The sequence below is a fragment of the Thermomonas sp. genome, from assembly GCF_029945965.1.
In the GTDB taxonomy this organism is placed as follows: Bacteria; Pseudomonadota; Gammaproteobacteria; order Xanthomonadales; family Xanthomonadaceae; genus Thermomonas.
The window spans coordinates 15,735-39,535 of sequence record NZ_JAQSDO010000012.1 but is presented as its reverse complement, the minus strand read 5'-3'; the positions used below and the strand labels follow the sequence as shown (position 1 = coordinate 39,535).

18 protein-coding genes and 1 riboswitch are annotated in these 23,801 nt (G+C 63.7%); of the genes, 6 read left to right on the top strand and 12 right to left on the bottom strand.

Features of this window, described 5'->3' with window-relative positions; genetic code table 11:
* Positions 1–14: 14 nt before the first annotated feature.
* The 10 genes from leuB to PSV05_RS05230 are packed head-to-tail and all read right to left on the bottom strand — an operon-like array spanning position 15 to position 11,573.
* Positions 15–1,100, bottom strand: a complete 1,086-nt coding sequence (gene leuB / locus PSV05_RS05275; protein ID WP_300062559.1) for a 3-isopropylmalate dehydrogenase — start codon at positions 1,098–1,100, stop codon at positions 15–17.
* On the bottom strand, positions 1,090–1,713 hold the full coding sequence (leuD, locus tag PSV05_RS05270; protein WP_300062556.1) for a 3-isopropylmalate dehydratase small subunit: 624 nt from the start codon (positions 1,711–1,713) through the stop codon (positions 1,090–1,092). The genes leuB and leuD overlap by 11 nt, the downstream gene beginning before the upstream one ends.
* Positions 1,713–3,167, bottom strand: coding sequence for a 3-isopropylmalate dehydratase large subunit (gene leuC, locus PSV05_RS05265; protein ID WP_300062553.1), 1,455 nt, complete (start codon positions 3,165–3,167; stop codon positions 1,713–1,715). The genes leuD and leuC overlap by 1 nt, the downstream gene beginning before the upstream one ends.
* Positions 3,167–4,726 (bottom strand): 2-isopropylmalate synthase, encoded by a 1,560-nt coding sequence (locus PSV05_RS05260; RefSeq protein WP_300062550.1) that lies wholly within the window; start codon positions 4,724–4,726, stop codon positions 3,167–3,169. The genes leuC and PSV05_RS05260 overlap by 1 nt, the downstream gene beginning before the upstream one ends.
* Positions 4,723–5,868, bottom strand: coding sequence for a threonine dehydratase (locus PSV05_RS05255; RefSeq protein ID WP_300062547.1), 1,146 nt, complete (start codon positions 5,866–5,868; stop codon positions 4,723–4,725). The genes PSV05_RS05260 and PSV05_RS05255 overlap by 4 nt, the downstream gene beginning before the upstream one ends.
* Before the next feature lie 4 nt (positions 5,869–5,872).
* On the bottom strand, positions 5,873–6,790 hold the full coding sequence (locus tag PSV05_RS05250) for an aminotransferase class IV (protein ID WP_300062544.1): 918 nt from the start codon (positions 6,788–6,790) through the stop codon (positions 5,873–5,875).
* Complete coding sequence (locus PSV05_RS05245) at positions 6,781–7,032, bottom strand: ACT domain-containing protein (protein ID WP_300062541.1); 252 nt, start codon at positions 7,030–7,032, stop codon at positions 6,781–6,783. Before PSV05_RS05245 ends, PSV05_RS05250 begins: the two co-directional genes overlap by 10 nt.
* Positions 7,016–8,782 (bottom strand): acetolactate synthase 2 catalytic subunit, encoded by a 1,767-nt coding sequence (ilvG, locus tag PSV05_RS05240; RefSeq protein WP_300062538.1) that lies wholly within the window; start codon positions 8,780–8,782, stop codon positions 7,016–7,018. The genes PSV05_RS05245 and ilvG overlap by 17 nt, the downstream gene beginning before the upstream one ends.
* Positions 8,782–9,816 carry a ketol-acid reductoisomerase gene (gene ilvC, locus PSV05_RS05235; protein ID WP_300062536.1) on the bottom strand — a complete coding sequence of 345 codons (1,035 nt, stop codon included), beginning with the start codon at positions 9,814–9,816 and terminating at the stop codon, positions 8,782–8,784. Before ilvC ends, ilvG begins: the two co-directional genes overlap by 1 nt.
* A gap of 14 nt (positions 9,817–9,830) precedes the next feature.
* Positions 9,831–11,573: a dihydroxy-acid dehydratase gene (locus PSV05_RS05230; protein ID WP_300062533.1), complete on the bottom strand. Its 1,743-nt coding sequence runs from the start codon at positions 11,571–11,573 to the stop codon at positions 9,831–9,833.
* Between the two features lie 540 nt (positions 11,574–12,113).
* Here PSV05_RS05230 and PSV05_RS05225 point away from each other — a divergent pair.
* The 6 genes from PSV05_RS05225 to PSV05_RS05200 all read left to right on the top strand — a co-directional run bounded on the left by PSV05_RS05225 (position 12,114) and on the right by PSV05_RS05200 (position 20,897).
* On the top strand, positions 12,114–13,952 hold the full coding sequence (locus PSV05_RS05225) for an FAD-dependent oxidoreductase (protein WP_300062530.1): 1,839 nt from the start codon (positions 12,114–12,116) through the stop codon (positions 13,950–13,952).
* Positions 13,949–15,796, top strand: a complete 1,848-nt coding sequence (locus PSV05_RS05220; RefSeq protein ID WP_300062527.1) for a 2-oxoacid:acceptor oxidoreductase subunit alpha — start codon at positions 13,949–13,951, stop codon at positions 15,794–15,796. Before PSV05_RS05225 ends, PSV05_RS05220 begins: the two co-directional genes overlap by 4 nt.
* Positions 15,797–15,799: 3 nt before the next feature.
* Positions 15,800–16,855 (top strand): 2-oxoacid:ferredoxin oxidoreductase subunit beta, encoded by a 1,056-nt coding sequence (locus PSV05_RS05215; protein WP_300062524.1) that lies wholly within the window; start codon positions 15,800–15,802, stop codon positions 16,853–16,855.
* 53 nt (positions 16,856–16,908) lie between these two features.
* A riboswitch (TPP riboswitch) is annotated at positions 16,909–17,010 on the top strand.
* Positions 17,011–17,115: 105 nt separating this feature from the next.
* Complete coding sequence (gene thiC, locus PSV05_RS05210; RefSeq protein WP_300062521.1) at positions 17,116–18,993, top strand: phosphomethylpyrimidine synthase ThiC; 1,878 nt, start codon at positions 17,116–17,118, stop codon at positions 18,991–18,993.
* Positions 18,994–19,019: 26 nt separating this feature from the next.
* Entirely contained in the window at positions 19,020–19,889 is an 870-nt protein-coding gene (locus PSV05_RS05205; protein WP_300062518.1) for a sulfotransferase, read from the top strand.
* 66 nt (positions 19,890–19,955) lie between these two features.
* Complete coding sequence (locus PSV05_RS05200; RefSeq protein ID WP_300062515.1) at positions 19,956–20,897, top strand: aspartyl/asparaginyl beta-hydroxylase domain-containing protein; 942 nt, start codon at positions 19,956–19,958, stop codon at positions 20,895–20,897.
* A 24-nt stretch (positions 20,898–20,921) separates the two neighbouring features.
* On the opposite strand, the gene ppa is transcribed toward PSV05_RS05200, so the two are convergent.
* A complete protein-coding gene (gene ppa / locus PSV05_RS05195) occupies positions 20,922–21,476 on the bottom strand; it encodes an inorganic diphosphatase (protein WP_300062512.1) in 555 nt (184 codons plus the stop codon).
* 181 nt (positions 21,477–21,657) lie between these two features.
* Positions 21,658–23,739, bottom strand: a complete 2,082-nt coding sequence (locus PSV05_RS05190; protein WP_300062509.1) for a sodium-translocating pyrophosphatase — start codon at positions 23,737–23,739, stop codon at positions 21,658–21,660.
* Positions 23,740–23,801 lie beyond the last annotated feature (62 nt).

Here is a 23,801-nt window from a genome sequence, read left to right as displayed (position 1 = left end):
ATTCGAGCCGTTTTCTAGTCTCGCAATTCGGCCACCTGGCAATGGCTGTCCAGGCGATGCAGCACGGCGCGAGTAATCGCCACTGTGTTCGCCGGTGTTGCAGCGCCGAGGTCGGCGCCGAACACGCCATCGTCCAGCGTCGCCGATACCGCCTGCTCCACGCAGGACGCCTCGGCGTCCAGACCCAGCGAATGACGCAGCAACAGGGCGACACTGAGAATCGCGCCGATCGGATTGGCGATGCCGCGGCCGGCGATGTCAGGGGCGGACCCATGGATCGGCTCGTACAGGCCGACGCGGCCGTCGCCCAGCGAGGCCGACGGCAGCAGGCCCATCGAACCGGCGAGCATCGAGGCCTCGTCGGTGAGGATGTCGCCGAACATGTTCTCGGTGACCACGACATCGAACGCGCGCGGCTTCGACAGCAGGTGCATGGCCATCGAATCGACTAATTGGTGTTCCAACGTGATGTCGGGGAATTCGTCGCGGGCGACGCGGGTGGCGACCTCGCGCCACAGCCGCGAAGTTTCCAGCACGTTGGCCTTGTCGACCGAGGTCACATGGCCACGTCGTTGCCGGGCCAGCGTGCAGGCGCGGCGCACCACGCGTTCGACTTCGGCAACAGAGTATTCGCAGACATCGCGGGCGATGTCGCCGTCGCGGGATTTCTCGCCGAAGTAAATGCCGCCGGTGAGTTCGCGCACTACCAGCAGGTCGACGCCGGCCAGCAGGTGAGGCTTGATCGGCGAGGCGCCGAGCGTGGCCGGATGTGGCTGTACCGGTCGCAGGTTGGCGTACAGGCCGAGCGCCTTGCGCAGCGTCAGCAAGCCCTGCTCGGGGCGCACCTTGGCCTCGGGCGCCGACCACTTCGGTCCGCCGACTGCGCCGAGTAGCACCGCATCGGCATCCCGGCAGGCGACCAGGGTCGCGGCGGGCAGTGGATCGCCGCAGGCATCGATTGCGGCGCCGCCAATCGCATATTCGTGCAGGTTGAACATGTGGCCATGGTGGCGGGCGACGGCATTAAGCACCGCCACGGCGGCGGCGGTGACTTCCGGGCCGATCCCGTCACCGGGCAGGACTGCGATTTCAGCGTGCATGGGTGGAATCCTGGGTTGATGTGGGGTTGTGTTGATGGGAGGGGCCGCGGTGTTCGAACGCGCTGATCGCGGCCTCGTGCTTGAGCAGGTAGCCGAGCTGGTCGACGCCTTCCAGCAAACAGGTCTGCGCAAACGCATCCAGCTCGAAGCTGGCGTTGCGGCCATCGGGCAGGGTCACGCTGCATGTAGCCACATCGATGCGAAGTTCGATGCCGGGCTGGGCCAAAAGCTCGGCGACGAGGTTCGGTTCCAGCACGATGGGCAGCAGGCCGTTTTTCAGCGCATTGCTGCGGAAGATGTCGGCGATCTGGCTACTGACCACCGCACGCAGGCCAAGGTCACGCAATGCCCATGGCGCATGTTCGCGCGAAGAACCGCAACCGAAGTTGTGGCCGGCAACAAGTATTTGCGCGCCCGTGTTTTCCGGACGGTTGAAGGCAAAGTCCGGGTTGTCACCGCCATCGGCCAAGTAGCGCCAGTCGTTGAATGCGAAGCGGCCCAGGCCTTCGCGCGTAGTCGTGGTGAGGAAGCGCGCCGGGATGATCTGGTCGGTGTCGATATTGCACTCGGGCATTACCAGCGTGCGCGCGACCAATGCATCGAAGGCAGGCATCAGGCCACCTCCAGTGCAACGCCGTGCGAAACCGGTGTCGCCGGCGACAGATAAGCGCGTGGGTCTGTAACCATGCCGGCCACCGCGCAGGCCGCGGCGGTCAATGGCGATGCCAGCAAGGTGCGCGCGCCCTTGCCCTGGCGACCTTCGAAATTGCGGTTGCTGGTCGATACCGCCAACTGTCCGGGCCCGACCATATCGCCGTTCATGGCGATGCACATCGAGCAACCCGGCTCGCGCCATTCGGCGCCGGCTGCGCGCACGACAAGATCAATCCCCTCGGCTTCGGCGTCACGCTTGACCGCCTCTGAACCCGGCACGACCAGCATGCGCACGCGCGGATGCACGCGACGACCGCGCAAGACCTGCGCGACCTGGCGCAGATCGGACAGACGTGCATTGGTGCAACTGCCGACGAACACCACGTCGACCTCGCGCCCGGCGAGTGCCGCGCCAGGTTCGAAGCCCATGTAAGCCAGTGCCTTGTCGATGTCGGGATCGTGGTTCGCGGCTGGTACATGCGCATCGATTGCTGCGACCTGACCCGGATGCGTGCCCCAGCTCAGCGTCGGCCGGATCTCTCGTGCATCGATCAATACTTCGCGGTCGAAATGCGCGTCTTCGTCAGTACGCAGTTCGCGCCAGCGTGCAACGGATTGCTCGAATGCCTTGCCTTGCAGTGCGCGTGGCGTGATGGCGAGGTAGTCGAAGGTGATCTGGTCGGGCGCGATCAGCCCGGCGCGTGCGCCGGCTTCGATCGACATGTTGCAGACGGTCATGCGCTCGTCCATCGATAATCCGCGAATCGTCGAACCGCGATATTCGATGACATGTCCGGTGCCGCCGTTGACACCGATCATGCCGATCACGTGCAGGATCAGGTCCTTGGCACTGACCCCGGGCGCGAGCTCTCCATCAATCGTGATCGCAAGCGTTTTCGGCTTGCGTTGCAGCAGGCATTGGCTGGCCATCACATGGCCGACTTCGCTGGTGCCGATGCCAAACGCCAATGCACCGAATGCGCCATGGGTGGCGGTGTGACTGTCGCCGCAGACAATCGTCATGCCAGGTTGGGTCAGCCCGAGTTCCGGACCGATTACATGCACGATGCCGCGATGCGCGCTGTCGAAGTCGAACAGTTCCACGCCATGGTGCGTGCAGTTGCGGCGCAGGGTATCGACCTGCGCCTTCGCCTGCGCATTGATGTAGGTGTACTGACCATTGGCATCGGCCGGAGTGGTCGGCGTGGAATGATCGAGCGTGGCCTTGGTCAGCTCCGTGCGGCGCAACGACAACCTGCGCGCGTCTAGTTCGGCAAATGCCTGCGGCGAGGTCACTTCGTGGATCAGGTGCAGGTCGACATACAGGATCGCCGGGGTCGCCGCGGTTTCCGGCGTGACTACGTGCGCGTCCCAGAGTTTGTCGAAGAGTGTTGTTGGAGGCAGCGCGTCCATCAAGCGGCCTCCGCACGTTGCTGAGTTTGGCGCGCATGCAGGACGCGGTTGGCGACGTCCAGCCAGGCGATGGCGCTGGCTTCCAGTACGTCGCGGCTGGTGCCTTGGCCGGTCAGGGTCTCGCCGTCGATACGGCCGCTGAGGTTGGCTTCACCACGTGCATCACGGCCGATTCCCATGCTGTGCACTTCGTAGCTTTCCAGTTCGAAATCAACGCCGGTCGCCTTCACCAGCGCGGCGAACACCGCGGCCACCGGGCCGTCGCCTTCCGCACTCTGCAGTACGTGGCGGTCGTCGGGATCGGACAGGTCAACATGCGCGCGGGTGCGCTGGCCGTAGTCGGTCAGGCTCAACGCAGACACGCGCCAGCCGGGCCCATGACGTTCGCCCTCGACCATTCGCTGCAGGTCGCGGTCGCTGATCACGTGTTGGGTCTGGGTCAGCGCCTTGGCATCGGCGATGACCTGGTCCAGCTGTTCGTCTGCCAGCACGTAACCCAACTGGCGCAAGCGTTCGGCCAGCGCGGCGCGGCCACTATGGCGGCCAAGCACCAGTTGCGAGTCCGGCCAGCCGACATCCTGCGGATGCATGATCTCGTAGGTGTCTCGATGCTTGAGCATGCCGTGCTGGTGTATGCCCGATTCATGCGCGAACGCATTCAGCCCGACCACGGCCTTGTTGCGCTGGACCTGGATCCCGGTGATGCGCGACAGCAGGCGCGAGGTCTCCAGCAACTTGCGCGTATCGATGCCGGAATCCGCGGCGTACCAGCCGCCACGCACCTTCAGCGCCATCACCAGTTCTTCCAACGCAGCATTGCCGGCGCGTTCGCCGATGCCATTGATCGTGCATTCGACCTGGCGCGCGCCTCCTTCGATGGCGGCCAGCGAATTGGCCACCGCAAGGCCCAGGTCGTTGTGGCAGTGCGCGCTGAACACAACGCCCTGCGCGCCCTTCACGTTCGCACGCAGGTATTCGAACAGCGCACGAATTTCATTCGGCGTGGCGTAACCCACGGTGTCCGGCACATTGAGCGTGCGTGCACCCGCGGCGACGGCCGCATTGAACACCTCGACCAGGAATTCGCGCTCGGTACGGAAGGCGTCCTCGGCCGAAAACTCGACATCGTCCACGTGCTTGCGCGCGAGTTCCACGCCCATGATCGCGTGCACGATCACTTGTTCGCGGCTCATCTCGAGCTTGTGCTCGCGATGCAGCGGGCTGGTCGAGATGAAGGCATGGATGCGCGGCGCGGCGGCGCCGTCCAGCGCGCGTGCGCAGGCTTCGATGTCCCCTGGATGGCAACGGGCGAGTGCGGCAATCGATGCGCCGCGCACATCGCGTGCAATGGTTTGCACGGCGCCGAAATCGGCGGGTGAGCTGTTGGGGAATCCGGCCTCGATGACGTCGACGCCGAGATCGGCCAGTGCGTGCGCGAAGGCGATCTTCTGCGGCGCGCTCATGGTGAAGCCGGGCGATTGCTCGCCGTCGCGCAGGGTGGTGTCAAAGATTTTGATTTGATGCGGGCGGATACGGTCTTTGCTGATGGCGGGATTCATGCGGGAATTTCCTCGGCAGCCGCGCGCTTGGCGGGCGGCTTGTGCGATGTCGGACCAGACTTGGATAGACGTGGCGGCTGCAACAGGGCCGGCAGCAGTGCTGCCGGCAGCCCAAGCGGGCCATCCGCCTGTTGCGCATTGCCCTTGGGTGCTTCGCGCGTGCGCCGGCGTGGCCGGCGCGGCGGGCGTGGCCGCACGTCGGACAGCAGTCGTGCCAACACCGCGGCATCAAGATTTCCGCCGGACACCACCGCGCATTTGCGTTTGCCGGCGACGCGCTTACCTGCGGCCAGTGCGAGTGCGCCGGCGCCTTCGGCGATCACGTGTTCTTCCAGTACCAGCCGTACCAGGGTTTCGCGCAATTCGGCTTCGCGCACGATGATCACGTCGTCCAGCAGCTCGGCCAGGATGCATTCGGTCAACGTGCCGGGTTGCTTGACCCGCACGCCGTCGGCCAGGGTCATCGCGGGTTCGCGCAAACTGTGGTCGCCCTGCAGCGCGCGTGCCATTGCATCCACGCCCTCGACCTGCGCGCCGATGATGCGCACGCCTTGTGATTTGAGCGCGAGCGCGACGCCTGCCGCCAGTCCACCGCCGCCGATCGGCACCAGCACCACGTCCGGCGACATTGCCGCGATTTCCAGTCCGACCGTTCCCTGTCCGGCAATTACGTCACGATCATCGAAGGCCGACAGCAGGCGGTAGTCGTGTTGCGCAGCCAGTTCGATCGCGAAGGCCTTGGCCTCGTCATAACTGTCGCCGTGCAGGCGCACGGTCGCGCCCCAGTGCGCAACGCCGGCGATCTTGGTTTCCGGTGCACAGCGCGGCATGACCGTGATGACTGGCACGCCCAAGCGATAGGCTGCCCACGCCAGCCCCTGCGCATGGTTGCCGGCCGATGCCGCGATCACCGTTCGCGTGTCGCCGCGTTCGCGCGCCACCAGCAATGCGTTCAACGCGCCACGCACCTTGTAGGAGCCGGTGCGCTGCAGGTTCTCGAGCTTCAGCCAACAGCCAAAGCGTTCGGCGTAATGCGTGGGGGTGACATCCAGATAGCGACGCAGTCGCGCCTGCGCGGCCAGCACGTCGGACGCACTGACTGGCAAGGCTTCTACATGACGGCGGCGTACCTCGGACTCCATCAGCTCAAACCGCCGTCAACCACGATGCATGCGTGGTGTCTTCGCCGCGCACGATGCACTGGTACTGCGAGGCAAGCGCGCGGCTGATCGGGTTTGCGCCGTATTCGCGTTGCTCGATCTGCGCGATCGGCGCAACTTCCGCCGCGGTGCCGCAGGCGAACACTTCGTCGGCATCCAGCAGTTCGGCCAGGCTGACCATCCGCACGTTTGCCCCGCTCAATGCCAGCAGGGTGTCGCGGGTGATGCCGGGCAACGCATCCGGATGTTCGACCGCGCTGATCACACCATCCTTGACCATGAAGACGTTGGCGCCGGTGCATTCGACAACATTCCCGGCGCGGTCGGTGAACAGCGCTTCGTCGAAGCCGCGCTGCTTCGCTTCACGTTTGGCCAGGATCGAGTTGATGTAGCCGCCGCACAGCTTCAGTGGCGGCAGTGAATCAGCGGGGTTGCGCCGCCATGTCGAAACGCCCACGCGTGCACGGCTGCCATTGAGGTGCACCTGGGTGGCGGTGGTGGCGACCATCAGGTGCGGCACGTGGCCTTCCACGTCCAGCCCGAAACTGCCTTCGCCGAACCATGCCAGCGGCCGCACATAGGCATCGCGATGGCCATTGGCGCGCAACGTTGCCAGTACCGCGTCAGTCGCCTGCGAGGGATCGAAGGCCAGGCCCAGCAGCTCCGCGCCCCTGCGCATCCGCTGCAGGTGCTCGGGCAGGCGGAACACCGCTGCGCCGCCGTTGGTCGTGGCATAGGCACGGATGCCTTCGAACACGCCGCTGCCGTAATGCATCGCGTGGGTGGTCAGGCCGGCCTGCGGGGCATCGCCGTCGATGAGTGCGCCGTCGAACCAGTTTTTTGGTTTCGACGCGTGCGCGACAACGGTGATCGGGGTGACGGAGGCAGTTACATTCATGCGCATGGCGACACCTGCACATCCAGGCAGTCGTATAGCTTGGCCAGCTGGTGCTGCAGCGATTCCGGTTCGCGTTCGCCTTCCACCGTCATGCGCAGGTGCCAGCGATCGCCGTCGGCGCGCCCGCTCCTGGATTGAATGCCGCCATCCACGCTGACCGGCTGGAAGCCGCGGCGTTCGGTGGTGCCCAGCACGCGCACCAGTGCGCCTTCGGCGCGGCGCAGGGTCAGATCAAGCTGGTAGCGCATTGGGTGTCTCCGTGGGAGAGGTGTGGAAGGACGTTGTGGTGATGACATCGGCGGCAGGCGACGCATCCATCATTTCCGCGTTGTTGCGGTTCGGCGGCACTAGTGGCCAGACATTGGCGGCGGTGTCGATTGCGACGTGCAATAAAACTGGGCCGTCTGCAGCCAGCAGCGCCTGCAGTGCGGCTTCCACGCCATCGGCGCGGTCCACGTGCAACGACTGGATGCCGAACGCGGCGGCGACCGCAGCGAAGTCCGGGTTGTCGGAGAGGTCGACTTCGGAATAGCGCTTGTCGAAGAACAATTCCTGCCACTGGCGGACCATGCCCAGCGCCTGGTTGTCGAGTAGCACGATCTTCACCTGCAGCCGGTAGCGCTTGAGCGTGGCCAGCTCCTGGATGTTCATCATGATCGAGCCGTCGCCGCTGACGCAGATCACCTGCTTGCTGCGGTCCTGTTGCTCATCAAGAGCGACCAAAGCACCTATCGCCGCAGGCAGGCCGAAGCCCATCGCGCCCAATGCGCCGCTGGTCAGGTGCTTGCGCGGATGATCCATGCACCAGTGCTGCGCGACCCACATCTGGTGCTGGCCGACGTCGCAGGCGACGACGGCGTTGGGTGCCAGTTCCGACAACCGCTTCAGCAACGCCGGCGCGTACACGCTGTCGCCGGGGGCGTCGTAGCGCGCCGCATGCAGGCGTGCGGTTTCCTTGCATTGCGCGCGCCAAGCCTTGCGCGCGTTGCCATGGCGGCCATGCAGGTGCGCGGCGCAGGGCAGCGTCAGTTTGGTCAGGGTGGTGACGATGTCGCCGCGCACACCGGCATCGGCACGACGCAGCTTGCCGATTTCGCAGGTGTCGATGTCCATGTGTACGACGCGCGCGTGCGGTGCGAACTCGGCCAGCTTGCCGGTGGCGCGGTCATCGAAACGCGCACCGACCACGATCAGCAAATCAGCACCCTGCACCGCCAGGTTGGCGGCGCGGCTGCCGTGCATGCCCAGCATGCCGAGGTTGAGTGGATGCGCGGTGGGCAATGCACCCAACCCTTTCAGCGTCAGCACGGTCGGGATCTGGGTGGCATCGACGAAGGTGCGGAACGCCTGCACCGCATCGCCCAGTGCGATCCCGCCGCCGCCGTAAACGACGGGCTGTTGTGCTTGCGAGATCAGTGCCAGTGCTTCGTGCAAGGACGCATCAAGCGGTGCCTCGACGGCATCCGTGCCGAACGAGGCGTGACGCGGGAGATGCGAGGCGTCGGCATTCTGCACGTCCTTCGGCAGGTCGATCAGCACCGGACCGGGCCGGCCGGAACGCGCGATCCGGAATGCTTCGCCAACCATCATCGGCAGGTCGTCCACGCGACGTGCGATGAAGCTGTGCTTGACCATCGGCATGGTCATGCCGAACACGTCGAGTTCCTGGAATGCGTCAGTGCCCATCAAGCTGGTTGGCACCTGCCCGGTGATGATCACCATCGGTACCGAATCCAGCATCGCGTCGGCAATCCCGGTGACCAGGTTGGACGCACCCGGGCCGGAGGTGGCCACGCATACACCGACGCGCCCGCTGGCACGCGCATACCCGTTGGCGGCGAAGGCCGCGCCCTGTTCATGGCGTACCAGGACGTGTTTCAGCTCCGGCGCACCATGCAGGGCGTCGTAGAAGGGCATGATCGTGCCGCCGGGATACCCGAACAGCGTGTCCACACCTTCCGAGACCAGGGCTTGCGCCAGCCAGCGGGCGCCGTTCATCAAGCGGCCTCGGCGATCGGTGTGGGCATTGTTTTCGATGCAGCGGGTGCAGTGTCCAACCACTTCATGTTGGCGCGCAGCTTCTTGCCGATCGCCTCGATGGGATGCTCCAGGTCGGCCTGTTTCAGCGCCTTGTAATTGGCATTGCCCGCCGCGTATTCGGCGATCCACTGGCGGGCGAAGGTGCCGTCCTGGATTTCGGCAAGCACCTTTTTCATCTGTGCGCGGGTATTCGCATCGACGATGTAGTCACCGCGAGTCAGTGCACCGTATTGCGCGGTCTCACTGATGAATTCATGCATGCGGGTGATGCCGCCTTCGTAGAACAAATCCACGATCAACTTCAGTTCGTGCAGGCATTCGTAATAGGCGACTTCGGGCTGGTAGCCCGCTTCGACCAGGGTTTCCCAACCGGCCTGCACGAGTTTCGTCGCGCCGCCGCACAACACCGCTTGTTCGCCGAACAGGTCGGTCTCGGTTTCTTCCTTGAAGGTGGTCTTGATCGCGTTCTGGCGTGCGCCACCAATCCCGGCGCAATAGGTCAACGCCAGTGCTTCGGCATTGCCGCTGAGGTCCTGGTGCACCGCATAGACCGCAGGCACGCCGCGGCCGATCTCGTATTCGCGGCGCACCAGCGCGCCGGGCCCCTTGGGTGCGACCAGCACCACGTCGAGGTCCTCGCGCGGCGTGATCTGGCCGTAGTGGACATTGAACCCGTGGGCAAATAGAAGACAGGCGCCCTTGGCCATGTTCGGCTCGATGACTTCGCCATACAGCTGTGGCTGGACCATGTCCGGGGTCAGGATCGCGACGATCTGTGCATCCTTCACTGCTTCGGCGGGCGTCTTGACGGTGAAGCCGTCGGCCTTGGCCTTGATTTCGGTCGGGCCGCCCGGGCGCAGGCCCACGGTGACGTTGAAACCTGAGTCACGCAGGTTGAGCGCATGTGCGCGGCCCTGGCTGCCGTAGCCGATCACTGCGATGGTGGGTTTGCTGGAACTGCTCATGGGTGAGTCCTTGTTGGAAGTGCGCAATGGCGTTGGGGATGTCAGGCGGTTTCGGTTTCGGGAGCGTTTTTTTTTGCGATGAGTGCGGCGTGGATGCGGCGCGTGTCAGCGGCTTCGGCATCAAGCGGCCCGGGTGCGGTGACCGCGCCTTGCGAGGCCGAGCGCACGTCGCGTGCGTACTTGGCCAACACGCCGGTGGTGACCCGCGGCGCGATGCGCGCGGGCTGGCGTGCGGACAAGTCGGCGTCGACATCCAGCCGGCGCGAAGCGACATCGATCCGCACGCGGTCGCCTTCGCGCAGATACGCTAGTGGTCCGCCGCGCATGGCTTCCGGCGCGATGTGGCCGACCATGAAACCGTGGGTGGCACCGCTGAAACGGCCATCGGTGATCAGTGCGACATCGCCGCCCAGCCCTTGGCCGATCAGCGCGGCAGTGACTGCCAGCATCTCGCGCATGCCAGGGCCACCGGCCGGCCCTTCGAAGCGGATCACGATCACGTCGCCGTCTTTGATCCGGCGTGCCTGCACCGCAGCGAATGCGGCGTCCTCACTGTCGAACACGCGGGCCGGTCCTTCGAAATGTTCGATGCCATGGCCGGCAAGCTTGAGGATGCAGCCCTCGGGGGCGAGATCGCCACGAAGGATCGAATAGCCACCGCGCGGCTTAAGCGGCGCGGTGATCGGGTGGACAACGTCTTGCGTCGCTGAAACTTTGGCGGCATCGACCTCGCTGAAAAAACTATTCCCGGTGACCGTTGGAATGTCCTCGATCAAACCGGCCGTTTTCAGTTCGCGTGCCACCAGTGCGGTGCCGCCCTGGTCGAACATTTCCGCGGCTGTATAGCGGCCTGCGGGTTTCAGGTCGGCGATCACCGGCGTGCTGGCCGCGGCCTCGAATTCCTCCAGGTCGAACGCAACGCCGGCTTCATGCGCGATCGCCAGCAGGTGCAGTGCGGCATTGGTCGATCCTGCCGTCGCCGAGACTGCGCGTGCGGCATTGCGCAGTGATGTGGCGGTGACCAGTCCGCGTGGCAGTGGGCCGCCGTCGCGCAGCATGTGCATGATCCGAGCGCCGCAGGCACGCGCGGCCGCGGGTTTGTCGGCATGGATCGCGGGGATGTCGTTCGCGCCCAGCGGCGACAGTCCCAGGAAGGTCAACACCATCGCCATGGTGTTGGCGGTGAACTGACCGCCGCAGGCACCCGCGCCCGGGCAGGCATGGGTTTCGATGCGGCGTAATTCGCCATCATCGATGCGACCGGCCGAATGCGCGCCGACCGCCTCGAACACGTCCTGCACGGTCAGCGGCTTGTCGCGGCCGTCCGCAGTCTTGCAATGCCCCGGCATGATCGTGCCGCCGTAGAGAATCACCGTCGGGATGTCCATCCGTGCCGCCGCCATTGCTGCAGCGGGGATGGTCTTGTCGCAACCAACCAGCAGCACCATCGCGTCCAGGCAATGGCCGCTTACCGCTAGTTCGATGGAATCGGCGATGGTCTCGCGCGAAGCCAGCGACGCGCGCATGCCTTCGCTGCCCATCGCGATGCCGTCAGTGACTGCAATGGTGTTGAACTCGATCGGCGTGCCGCCGGATTCGATCACTCCACGTCGCACGTCCTGGGCCAGGTCGCGCAGGGTGATGTTGCACGGCGACACGTCCGACCAGGTATGCACAACGGCGACGAAGGGCTTGGCGATGGCGGCATCATTCAGGCCGGTCGCACGCAACATGGCGCGTGCGGGCGCGCGCGCTGGGCCGAGCTTGATGGCATCACTTCTCACGACTGACTTCTCACGAATGGCGTTCCTTGGTGGCGTTCCAGGAACCCATGTCGCAAAAACAAAAACCCCGCGCCTTTTCGGGCGCGGGGTCTTGGTTCTTTCGACCTGGGTATGTGTTGGTGGTGCTTACACGAACCCGACTCCTGCGCCTGAATGGCTGGTAATAATAAGTACGAGTACAAGGAGGATCGTCGCGGCTAGCGCGACGTTGATGGGCAGGAGTTGAAGCGCGCGCGGCTTCGCGGCGACCGCGTCGTTGGACGGGGTGCGTGCGGCCTGCGAGTGAATGTTGCGCTGCGTCATGGACGAAGAGAACCACGAGTCAAACGCCAATGTCAACCCCCTTGCGCAGATCCTCATGCGGCAGGCTTTGGTCAAGGCTTCGCGAATGCCTCTGCCTGCGCCCCGCGACTTGATTGATGTGCGCACTGCGGCATGACGCCGTCGCTGGTTCCGGTCTAGACTCGGGTCGCAAGCGATGGCCGGCGCATCCGGCTCTCCGACAAGCCCTGACCTGGCTTGCCTGCAGCGAGGGTCGTAGTGAAGCCGACCGATATTCGCAATCCCGACGTCTTCCATAAAGTCGTCGACTGCCAGTGGGCCTGTCCCGCACACACGCCGGTTCCCGAATACATCCGCCTGATCGCGGAAGGCAGATACGCCGATGCCTACATGGTCAATTGGGAATCTAATGTGTTCCCGGGAATCCTTGGCCGCACCTGCGACAGGCCTTGCGAGCCGGCCTGCCGGCGCGGGCGCGTGGAAGAGAACAACGGCCCCGAATCCATGCGTGAGAAGCCCGAGCCAGTCGCAATCTGCAGGCTCAAGCGCGTCGCCGCCGACCACAAGGGCGATGTGCGGGCGCGGATGCCGAAACCAGCCACTCGCCTCAACGGCAAGCGCATCGCCTGCATCGGTGCCGGCCCGGCGTCGCTGACCGTCGCCCGCGACCTCGCGCCGCTGGGCTACCACGTCACCATTTTCGAAGCCGACCGCAAGGCCGGCGGATTCATGCGCACCCAGGTGCCGCGCTTCCGATTGCCGGAACACGTGATCGACGAAGAATGCGGTTACATCCTGGACCTCGGCGTCGAGTTCGTTGGTGGCAGGCGAATCGAATCGATGAAGTCGATGCTGGCCGAAGGCTATGACGCGGTCTTCGTCGGCAGCGGTGCGCCACGCGGACGCAATCTGGAGATTCCCGGGCGCGAGGAGGCGGCGGCCAACATCCATATCGGCCTGGACTGGCTGGCGAACGTCTACTTCGAACACGTAAAAGCCGTCGGCAAGCGCGTCCTTGTGCTCGGCGGCGGCAATACCGCGATGGATTGCTGCCGCAGCGCGCGTCGGCTTGGTGGCGAAGACGTCAAGGTGCTCGTGCGCTCGGGTTTCGAGGAGATGAAGGCCAGTCCTTGGGAGAAGGAAGACGCGATGGAGGAGGGCATCCCGATCCTCGACTACCGCGTGCCGAAAACCTTCGTGCATGAAGACGGCAAGCTCACTGGCATGACGTTCGAAATCGTGCGCGCAGAGTACGACGCCAATGGCCGCCGCAAGCTGGTGCAGACCGGTGAGCCGGACGAGTTCCACGGATGCGACGAAGTGCTGATCGCGATCGGGCAGGAGAACGCGTTCCCGTGGATCGAACGCGATTGCGGTATCGAATTCGGCGAGTGGGCCATGCCGTTGGTCGACAAGGTAACCCATCAGTCGTCGCTGCCGCATGTGCTGTTCGGTGGCGATGCCGCATTCGGGCCAAAGAACATCATCTGGGCGGTGGCGCATGGTCACGCCGCCGCGATTTCGATCGACAAGCTGCTGCACGATGAAGACACCAGTGAGCGCCCGGATCCCATCGTCCGCCTGACTTCGCAAAAAATGGGTATCCACGAGTGGACCTACGACAACGATGTGTCGCCGGACGAGCGTTTCCTTGTGCCGTGGTCGAAGGAGGCCAGGAAGCTCGACAGCATCAAGGTCGAAGTCGAGCTGGGTTTTGATGCCGCCACTGCCTGGAAGGAAACCCAGCGTTGCCTCAACTGCGACGTGCAGACCGTGTTCACCCGCGACAAGTGCATCGAGTGCGACGCCTGCGTCGACATCTGCCCGACCGACTGCATCACCTTCACCGCGAATGCCGAAGAAGCCGACTTGCGCACGCATCTGACTGCGCCAGCAGTTAACACCGAGCAGGATCTCTACGTGTCCGAGCCGCTGCCAACCATGCGCGTGATGGTCAAGGACGAGGACGTCTGCCTGCATTGCAGCCTGTGCGCCGAACGCTGCCCGACCGGCGCCTGGGACATGCAGAAATTCCTGCTGCTGGAGACCCAAGCGGGTGCCCGCTGCCGCAGTAAACCGGCACGGGAGGCAGCATGAGCGAGAGTGTCGATCCATCGGGAGCCGCGGCGTTGCAGGCCGTCAACGATTTCGTCGTCAAGTTCGCCAACGTCAACGGCTCCGGCTCGGCCTCGGCCAATGAGCTGTTCGCAAAAGCCATCCTGCGCATGGGCGTGCCGGTCAGCCCGCGCAACATCTTCCCGTCCAACATCCAGGGATTGCCGACTTGGTATGAGGTGCGGGTCAGCGAGGCCGGCTGGCTGGGACGTCGCGGCGGCGTCGACTTGCTGGTGGCGATGAATCCGCAGACATGGGACGACGATGTCAGGGAGCTCGCGCCCGGTGGGTATCTGTTCTACGACAACAGCAAGCCGATGCCGAAGTCGAAGTTCCGCGATGACATCAACATCATTGGGGTGCCGCTGACGGAATTGTGCAACGCCAGCTACGACGATCCACGACAGCGTCAGCTGTTCAAGAACATCATGTATGTCGGCGCGCTGAGTGCATTGCTCGATGTCGACGTGCCGATCATCGAGACCCTGATCGGCGAGCAATACAAGAGCAAGCCCAAATTGCTGCCGCCCAACATAGATGCCTTGCACCTGGGCCGCGAGTGGATTCGCGAGCATGTGCCGCATCCGATTGGGTTGCAGGTGCGCAAGGTCGATGCGGTCGGCGACCGCATCTTCGTCGAAGGCAATGCTGCCGCCGCGCTGGGTTGCGTCTACGGTGGTGCCACCGTCTGCGCCTGGTACCCGATCACGCCATCGTCGTCGCTCGCCGAGGCGTTCCAGTCGTACTGCCAGAAATACCGCATCGACGCCGACGGCCACGCGCGCTTCGCGGTGATCCAGGCCGAGGACGAAATCGCGTCGATCGGCATCGTGGTGGGCGCTGGCTGGAATGGTGCCCGTGCGTTTACGTCGACCTCGGGCCCGGGCATCTCGCTGATGAATGAGTTCATAGGATTGGCATATTTTGCCGAGATACCGGTCACCATAATCAATGTGCAACGCGGCGGGCCGTCGACCGGCATGCCGACGCGCACCCAGCAGTCCGACGTGCTGGCCTGCGCTTATGCCTCGCACGGTGATACCAAACACGTATTGCTGTTCCCGGAAGACCCGACCGAATGCTTCGAGTTCGCGGCCGCTGCGCTTGACCTGGCTGATCGTTTGCAGACGCCAATCTTCGTGATGAGCGACCTGGACATCGGCATGAACCAGCGATTGTGTGCGCCATTCCAGTGGGATGACGCGCGCAGCTTTGATCGCGGCAAGGTGATGACCGCCGAGGATCTTGACGCGGGCAAGGAATTTGCGCGCTACAAGGATGTCGATGGCGACGGCATCCCGTACCGAACCTGGCCAGGCACACATCCTGACAAGGGCGCGTATTTCACCCGTGGGACCTCGCGCGATCCGCAGGCGAAATATTCGGAACGTGGCGAGGATTACATCTACAACATGCAGCGGTTGCTGCAGAAGTTCGATACCGCCAAGTCGCTGGTGCCGCAACCGGTCGTAGTACAGTCGGGGCAGCCCTCACCGCAAGCCGCGATTTTCTACGGCTCCACGAGCCCGGCGATGGCCGAGGCGGTCGAGCTTTTGCGCGACGAAGGCATCTTGCTGGATACCCTGCGCGTCCGTGCATTCCCCTTTCCGGACTCGATCCACGATTTCATCAAGGCGCATGAATCGGTGTTCGTGGTCGAACAGAATCGCGACGGTCAGTTGCGCAGCCTGTTGGTCAATGAGTTCGGCATCGATCCGGTGCGCCTGGTCGCGGTGCTGCATTACGACGGCACTCCGATTACCGCCCGGTTTATTGCGCGTAGCATTGTCGCGCAAGTGCAGCCAGCCCGCGAAGAGGTGGCCTGAGCCATGACCTATCTAGCCAAGCCAAAACTTCATCACCCGAGCCTCGGCTGCAATGCGCTGGGCTTCACCCGACGCGATTACGAAGGCACGGTATCGACCCTGTGCGCGGGTTGTGGCCACGATTCGATCTCGGCGGCGATCATCCAGGCCTGTTGGGAAATGGACATCGCGCCGCATCGCGTGGCGAAGCTGTCCGGGATCGGCTGCAGCTCGAAGACGCCGACCTATTTCCTCGGTCAGTCGCATGGTTTCAACACCGTGCATGGACGGATGCCGTCGGTACTGACCGGCGCCAACCTCGCCAATCGCGAGTTGATCTATCTGGGCGTGTCCGGCGACGGCGACTCGGCCTCGATCGGCATTGGTCAGTTCGTGCACTCGATCCGTCGCGCGGTGAACATGACGTATATCGTGGAGAACAACGGTGTGTATGGCCTGACAAAGGGTCAATTTTCCGCCACCGCAGACCAGGGCTCGGTGTCGAAGAAAGGCGTGGCCAACAACGACAGCCCACTTGACCTCATCACCATGGCCCTGCAGTTGGGCGCCACCTATGTCGCGCGCAGTTTCTCCGGGGACAAGCAGCAACTGGTGCCGCTGATCAAGGGTGCACTGGCGCATCGCGGCGCGGCATTCCTCGACGTGATCAGCCCTTGCGTCGCTTTCAACAATCACCCCGGCAGCACCAAGAGCTACCAGTACGTGCGTGAGCACAACGAGGCGATGAACCGGATGGACATGATCCTGCCACGAGCGGAAATCGCGGTGGAATACGCCGACGGTGAACTGCTGGAAGTCGCCCAGCATGATGGTTCGGTATTGCGCCTGCGCAAGCTCGATCAGGATTACGATCCGCGCGACCGGATCCATGCCATGAACCTGCTGCAGCAGCGGCAGGCGCAGGGGGAAGTAGTGACCGGCCTGCTGTACGTCGCCCCGGATTCGGACGACCTGCACGGTCACCTCAACACCATTGCAGGGCCGCTGAATGGGCTGGACACGGCGGAGTTGAACCCGGGGGCGGTCGTGCTCGACAGGATCAATGCGTCGTTGCGCTGAAAGTCGCTCCTACAGGCATTGTTGGCAGCCCCGGATGCACCATGTTCCAATAGCACCTGAAGCGGGGGTACCACGGGCCAAGGCTGGTGGTTGAGATAGACCCTTCGAACCTGATCCGGTTGAGACCGGCGTAGGGAAGCTTCGCGATGCGGCCTTGCCTTCGTGGCGAAGCATGCACGCGCCGCCGCTTCGTCCGTGTGATGCGAATCCTTCGCAAAAGCCCGCACGTCGATGTGCGGGGATTCAATGGGACGAATGCCATGAACGCAGTACCCTCCGAACTCATCCGCGACACCGAGCGCCTGTCCGAATCCGTGACCCGGCCGATCCCCGGTTCGCGCAAGGTCCACGTGCCCGGTTCGCGTCCTGACTTGCGGGTCGCGATGCGCGAGGTCATGCAGGCGAACACGCAGACCTTGGCCGGTGTCCAGGAAAATCCGCCGATCACGCTCTATGACACCTCCGGTCCGTATTCCGATGCGGCAGCCGACATCAACCTGACCGCCGGTCTGGCGCCGCTGCGCGCACGCTGGATCGAAGAGCGTGGCGATACCGAAGCGTTGACTGCACTGTCGTCGTCATTCGGCCGCGAGCGTGAGCACAACGCGCGGATGGATAACGTGCGCTTTCCGAACCGGACGCTGCCGCGCCGGGCGAAGGCCGGCGCCAACGTCAGCCAGATGCATTACGCGCGTCGCGGGATCGTGACCCCGGAAATGGAATATGTGGCGATTCGCGAGAACCAGCGCATCGACGCGATTCGCGATGCCACCTTACTGATGCAGCATGCGGGCCAGAGCTTCGGCGCCAACATTCAGAAATTCATCACGCCCGAATTCGTGCGCGACGAGATCGCCCGTGGTCGCGCGATTCTTCCTTGCAACATCAACCACCCGGAAAGCGAGCCGATGATCATCGGTCGCAACTTCCTGACCAAGATCAACGCGAACATCGGCAATTCCGCGGTCAGTTCCGGCATTGCCGAAGAAGTCGAGAAACTGGTCTGGGCGATCCGCTGGGGCGCCGACAACGTGATGGACCTGTCGACCGGCAAGCACATCCATGAAACCCGCGAATGGATCATCCGTAACTCGCCGGTGCCCATTGGTACTGTGCCGATCTACCAGGCGCTGGAGAAGGTCGATGGACGCGCCGAAGAACTGACCTGGGAGATCTTCCGCGACACCCTGATCGAGCAGGCCGAGCAGGGTGTGGACTATTTCACCATTCACGCCGGTGTGTTGTTGCGCTACGTGCCACTGACCGCGAAACGCGTGACAGGAATCGTCTCCCGCGGCGGTTCGATCATGGCCAAGTGGTGCCTGTCGCACCACAAGGAAAGCTTCCTCTACACACACTTCGAAGACATTTGCGAAATCATGAAGGCGTATGACGTGGCCTTCTCACTGGGCGACGGGCTGCGTCCAGGCTGCATTGCCGATGCCAACGACGCGGCGCAGTTCGGTGAGCTGGAAACGCTCGGCGAGCTGACCAAGATCGCGTGGAAGCATGACGTGCAGACCATGATCGAAGGGCCGGGCCACGTGCCGATGCAGCTGATCAAGGAGAACATGGACAAGCAGCTGGCCGAATGCGGCGAAGCGCCGTTCTATACCCTCGGCCCACTGACCACCGACATCGCGCCGGGTTACGACCACATCACCAGCGCTATCGGCGCGGCGATGATCGGCTGGTACGGCACCGCGATGCTTTGCTACGTCACCCCGAAGGAACATCTTGGGTTGCCGAACAGGCAGGACGTGCGCGACGGCATCATGGCCTACAAGATCGCCGCGCATGCTTCCGACCTGGCCAAGGGCCATCCGGGCGCGCAGGTACGCGACAACGCGCTGAGCAAGGCGCGCTTCGAGTTCCGCTGGGAGGATCAGTTCAACCTTGGCCTGGATCCCGAGAAGGCACAGGAATTCCACGACGAAACCATGCCCAAGGATGCGCACAAGAGCGCGCATTTCTGCTCGATGTGCGGGCCCAGCTTTTGCTCGATGAAGATCACCCAGGACGTGCGCGATTATGCTGCCAAGCACGGGCTCGACGAGCAGACGGCGCTGGAGGCCGGCATGGCCGAGAAGTCGGCGGAGTTCCGCGAGGCGGGTGCGGAGGTCTATCGCGAGGCTTGAATTTGGTGTCGCGGATGGAAATTTCGATGCAAGGCAATCCTGGTAACGAGGTACGCTTCGATCGGCCAGTGATCATCCTGAGCGCGCCGCGTTCGGGTTCGACATTGCTGTTCGAAACCCTGTCGTGTGCACCTGGCGTTTACACGATCGGCAACGAGAGCCATCGCGTGATCGAGGGGCATGCCGGCTTCAACCCGGAACTTCGCGGTTTTGTATCCAATCGCCTGATTGAATCGGATGCCCCCAATCAGGTGGCGGCCGAGGTGCGATCCCACTTCGCCAACGCACTGCGAGATCGACAGGGGGTTCCGCCACTGCCTGCACAGCCGGTGCGATTCCTGGAAAAAACACCGAAGAACATACTGCGCGTGCCATTCATGCGGAAAGTATTTCCGGATGCACGGTTCGTGGTGCTCTTCCGCGACCCCCGCGCAGTGCTTTCAAGCATGATGGAAGCATGGCGCTCCGGCCATTTCGTCACCTATCGCCGGCTGCCCGAATGGCAGGGCCTGCCTTGGTCGTTGCTGCTCGTGGATGGCTGGAAGCAGGTCAACGGCCGGCCGCTGGAGGAAGTGGTAGCCCATCAATGGGCGCGCGGGATGTCTGTGTTGATGGATGACCTGGACACGCTCCCGGCTTCGGAATGGATTCCCTTGCGTTACGAGGACCTGGTTGCGGACCCTCAGGAACAGATCAAGCGGCTCTGCGGGGATCTCGGCCTGGCCTGGGACCTGGTCATCCAGCAATTGCCGTTTTCAAAGGTCACGCTGACGCCGCCGGAGCCCGAAAAATGGCGACGCAACGAGGACGCCATCATGCGCGTGATGCCATTGGTCGAGCAGGTGCAAGCGCGCGCTGAGCGCATGCTGGATGCGCGTGCCCAACCCCGAGCCTGATGACCAGGGCCGCGCCGGGCTAGAATCCATGCCAGCCATTTCGCCAGCCATTTTTCCTGCTTCCCAATGAGACTGCCCGTTCCATTCATCCAGTTGCCACTTCGGTTCGATGCCAATGTGCTTGCATCGGAGATCGAGAGACTGGGCGAGGGCGTCTGGCGCGACCACCCGCAGAAATTCGCGGGTAATTCGATGTTGCCGCTGCTCGCGGTTGGTGGGGATGCAAGCAACGAAACGTTCGTGGGCGAGATGGCCCCGACGCCCGAATTGCTGCGCTGCCCCTACCTGGTCCAGGTCCTGGCCAGCTTTGGTGCAGTGCTCGGCAGGACCCGGCTGATGCGCCTGGCGGGTCAGGCCGAAGTCTCCCCGCACGTGGACTCTGACTACTACTGGGCCGAGCGGGTGCGCGTGCATGTGCCGGTCCGCACCCAGGCTGGCGTGCGTTTCGTATGTGGCGGACAGGCCATCAACATGGCCGAGGGTGAGTGCTGGATTTTCGATACCTGGCGAGAACACCAAGTCTTCAACGATGCGACCGAGCAACGCATCCACCTCGTCTCTGACACGGTGGGTGGTGCCGAATTCTGGTCGATGGTGGAGCGCGGCCGCCCGCATGATGCATCTCCGCAAGGCTGGCAGGCACGCAACGTGGCGCCTGCCTCATCCGCTGGGTTGCCGGCACTGCGTTGCGAACGCCATAACGTGCCGCGAATCATGAGTCCCTGGGAGTTGCAGCATCACCTGCACGGATTCAATGCAGACCTTGTTGCGCCTCAAACGCCAGACGCGAGGCAGATATGGATGGCAAGCAATCGCCTGACGCGTGCGTGGCGTGGTCTGTGGGCGCACTTCGGCGATTCCGGTGAAGGCAGCGGGGAATACCGCGCCGCCTTGCAGGCGTTCATCGATGATTTGCCGGAGACCGTCGTCAACCAGCGCCTGCGCAATGGGTCGTTCTGGTACCCGGCGGTGTCGGCGACGGTGCTCAAGCGAGGCGTGGGCAACTAGCCTGCCCAAACCTGGCGCAGTGCCTCAGAAGTGCGGCTTGTCCGCGTCCGGCATGGCGCTGTAGCGTTCCATCGCCTGCAGCAGGATCTGCTTGGCTTCCTCGGCGCCGCCCCAGCCTTCCAGCTTGACCCACTTGCCCTTCTCGAGATCCTTGTAGTGCTCGAAGAAGTGGCCGATGCGCTCCAGCCAGTGCGGACTGACCTGGGCGATGTCGATAACGTGCGCATACCCGCTGAAGATCTTCGGCAACGGCACCGCGATGATTTTCTCGTCACTACCGGCTTCGTCGCTCATCTTCAGCACGCCAACGGGAATGCAGCGAATCACCGAGCCCGGTACCAGCGGCAACGGCAGGATCACCAGCACGTCGGCCGGGTCGCCATCGCCACACACGGTGTGCGGCACGTAGCCGTAATTGCATGGATAGCGCATCGGGGTCGACAGGATGCGGTCGACGAAGATCGCACCGGTAGCCTTGTCGACCTCGTACTTGACCGGTTCGGCGTCCTTCGGGATTTCGATGATGACGTTGATTTCGTCCGGTGGATTGTTGCCGGTGGTGACCAGGTCCAGGCCCATATGGTTGACTCCATGATGACGCGCGGCGCATGTTGCGGCCGGCACGATGCGAAAGGGGGAGGGCGCGCATTCTACCCCCAGCCGCTGGAGCGACAACTCCAACACATGCCGGGCAAATGAAAACGGCGACCCGAGGGCCGCCGTTTTCGTGACGCGATGACCCGCGCCAATGCAAGCAGGCTTACAGCAACGGCACCATCAGCAATGCAACGATGTTGATGATCTTGATCAGCGGGTTGATCGCCGGGCCGGCGGTGTCCTTGTAGGGATCGCCGACGGTGTCGCCAGTGACCGCGGCCTTGTGCGCCTCGGAACCCTTGCCACCGCAGTGGCCGTCCTCAATGTACTTCTTGGCGTTGTCCCAGGCACCACCACCGGTGGTCATGGAAATCGCCACGAAGATGCCCGTCACAATCGTGCCGATCAGCAGGCCGCCCAGTGCTTGTGCACCCAATAACAGACCGACCACCACCGGAACCGCAACCGGCAGCAGCGACGGCACGATCATTTCCTTGATCGCCGACTTGGTCAGCATGTCCACAGCCTTGCTGTAGTCAGGCTTGCTGGTGCCTTCCATGATGCCGGGGATCTCGCGGAACTGGCGACGCACTTCCTCGACCACCGCACCCGCTGCGCGGCCGACGGCTTCCATCGCCATCGCGCCGAACAGGAACGGAATCAGGCCGCCGATCAGCAAGCCGATGATCACCATATGGTTGGAGAGGTCGAACCGCACCGCCTCATACGCCACGCCGGTGAGTGCTGCCTTGGCGGCACCGGCGGCGTCGAGGTTGTGGGTGTAGTCAGCGAACAGCACCAGTGCGGCCAGCGCGGCCGAACCGATCGCATAACCCTTGGTCACCGCCTTGGTGGTGTTGCCAACCGCGTCCAGCGGATCCGTGACAGCGCGCACTTCAGGTGGCAGCTCGGCCATCTCGGCGATGCCGCCGGCGTTGTCGGTGATCGGGCCGTAGGCGTCCAGCGCCACGATCATCCCGGCCATCGACAGCATGGCAGTGGCAGCAATCGCGATGCCGTAGAGGCCGGCCAGCGCATGCGCACCATAAATCGAGGCACATACCGCCAACACCGGCAGCGCGGTCGACTTCATCGACACGCCGAGGCCCGCAATGATGTTGGTGCCATGGCCCGTGGTCGAGGCCTGTGCGATGTGCTGCACCGGCTTGAACTGGGTACCGGTGTAGTACTCGGTGATCCAGACGATCACGCCGGTCAGCACTAGCCCAATCAGTCCGCACAGGAACAGGTTGGTCGCTGTCAGAGCGGCGGTGCCATCAGACGGGGCCAGCCCGTTCGGGAACATGTTGGCGGTGACGAACCAGAACGCCACGGCCGACAGCAGCGCCGACACGATCACGCCCTTGTACAGCGCGCCCATGATGTTGGGCTTGGCGGCGTTGACCTTGACGAAGAACGCGCCAATGATCGAGGCGATGATCGACACCGCGCCCAGTACCAGCGGATATAACACTGCGTTGCTGCCCTCGGCGAAGCTCAGCCCGCCCAGCAGCATCGTCGCGATGATCGTGACCGCGTAGGTCTCGAACAGGTCGGCAGCCATGCCGGCGCAGTCACCCACGTTGTCGCCGACGTTGTCGGCAATCACCGCCGGGTTGCGGGGGTCATCCTCGGGGATGCCAGCTTCGACCTTGCCCACCAGGTCCGCGCCGACGTCGGCACCCTTGGTGAAGATGCCGCCGCCAAGGCGCGCAAAGATCGAGATCAGCGAAGAACCAAACGCCAGCCCGACCAGTGCGTGCAACGCAGTTTCCTGCGGAACCCCCAGATGCCTGGTCAGGATCGCGAAGTAGCCGGCCACGCCCAGCAAGCCCAGCCCGACCACCAGCATGCCGGTGATGGCTCCGCCCTTGAAGGCGACATCCATTGCCTCACTGATGCCCTTGCGTGCGGCCTCGGCGGTGCGCACGTTGGCGCGGACCGAAACATTCATGCCGATGTAGCCTGCGGCGCCGGACAGCACTGCGCCGATCAGGAAGCCGATCGCGGTGTACCAGGTCAGTGCGAACCCGACCAGCACGAACAGCACCACGCCGGCGACTGCGATCGTGGTGTATTGGCGATTCAGGTAAGCGCGCGCACCTTCCTGGATGGCGCCGGCGATTTCCTGCATGCGCTCATTGCCGGCAGGTTGGCGATTGATCCAACCGGCGGCCCAAAGGCCGTACCCGATTGCGATGATGGCGCAGACAAACGCCAGAAGTAGACCGTATTGCTCCAGCATGAACCCCTCCCCGGAGTGTTCGAAGGAATGAAGAACGACGTGTGCCAACCCGCGGCAGGCAA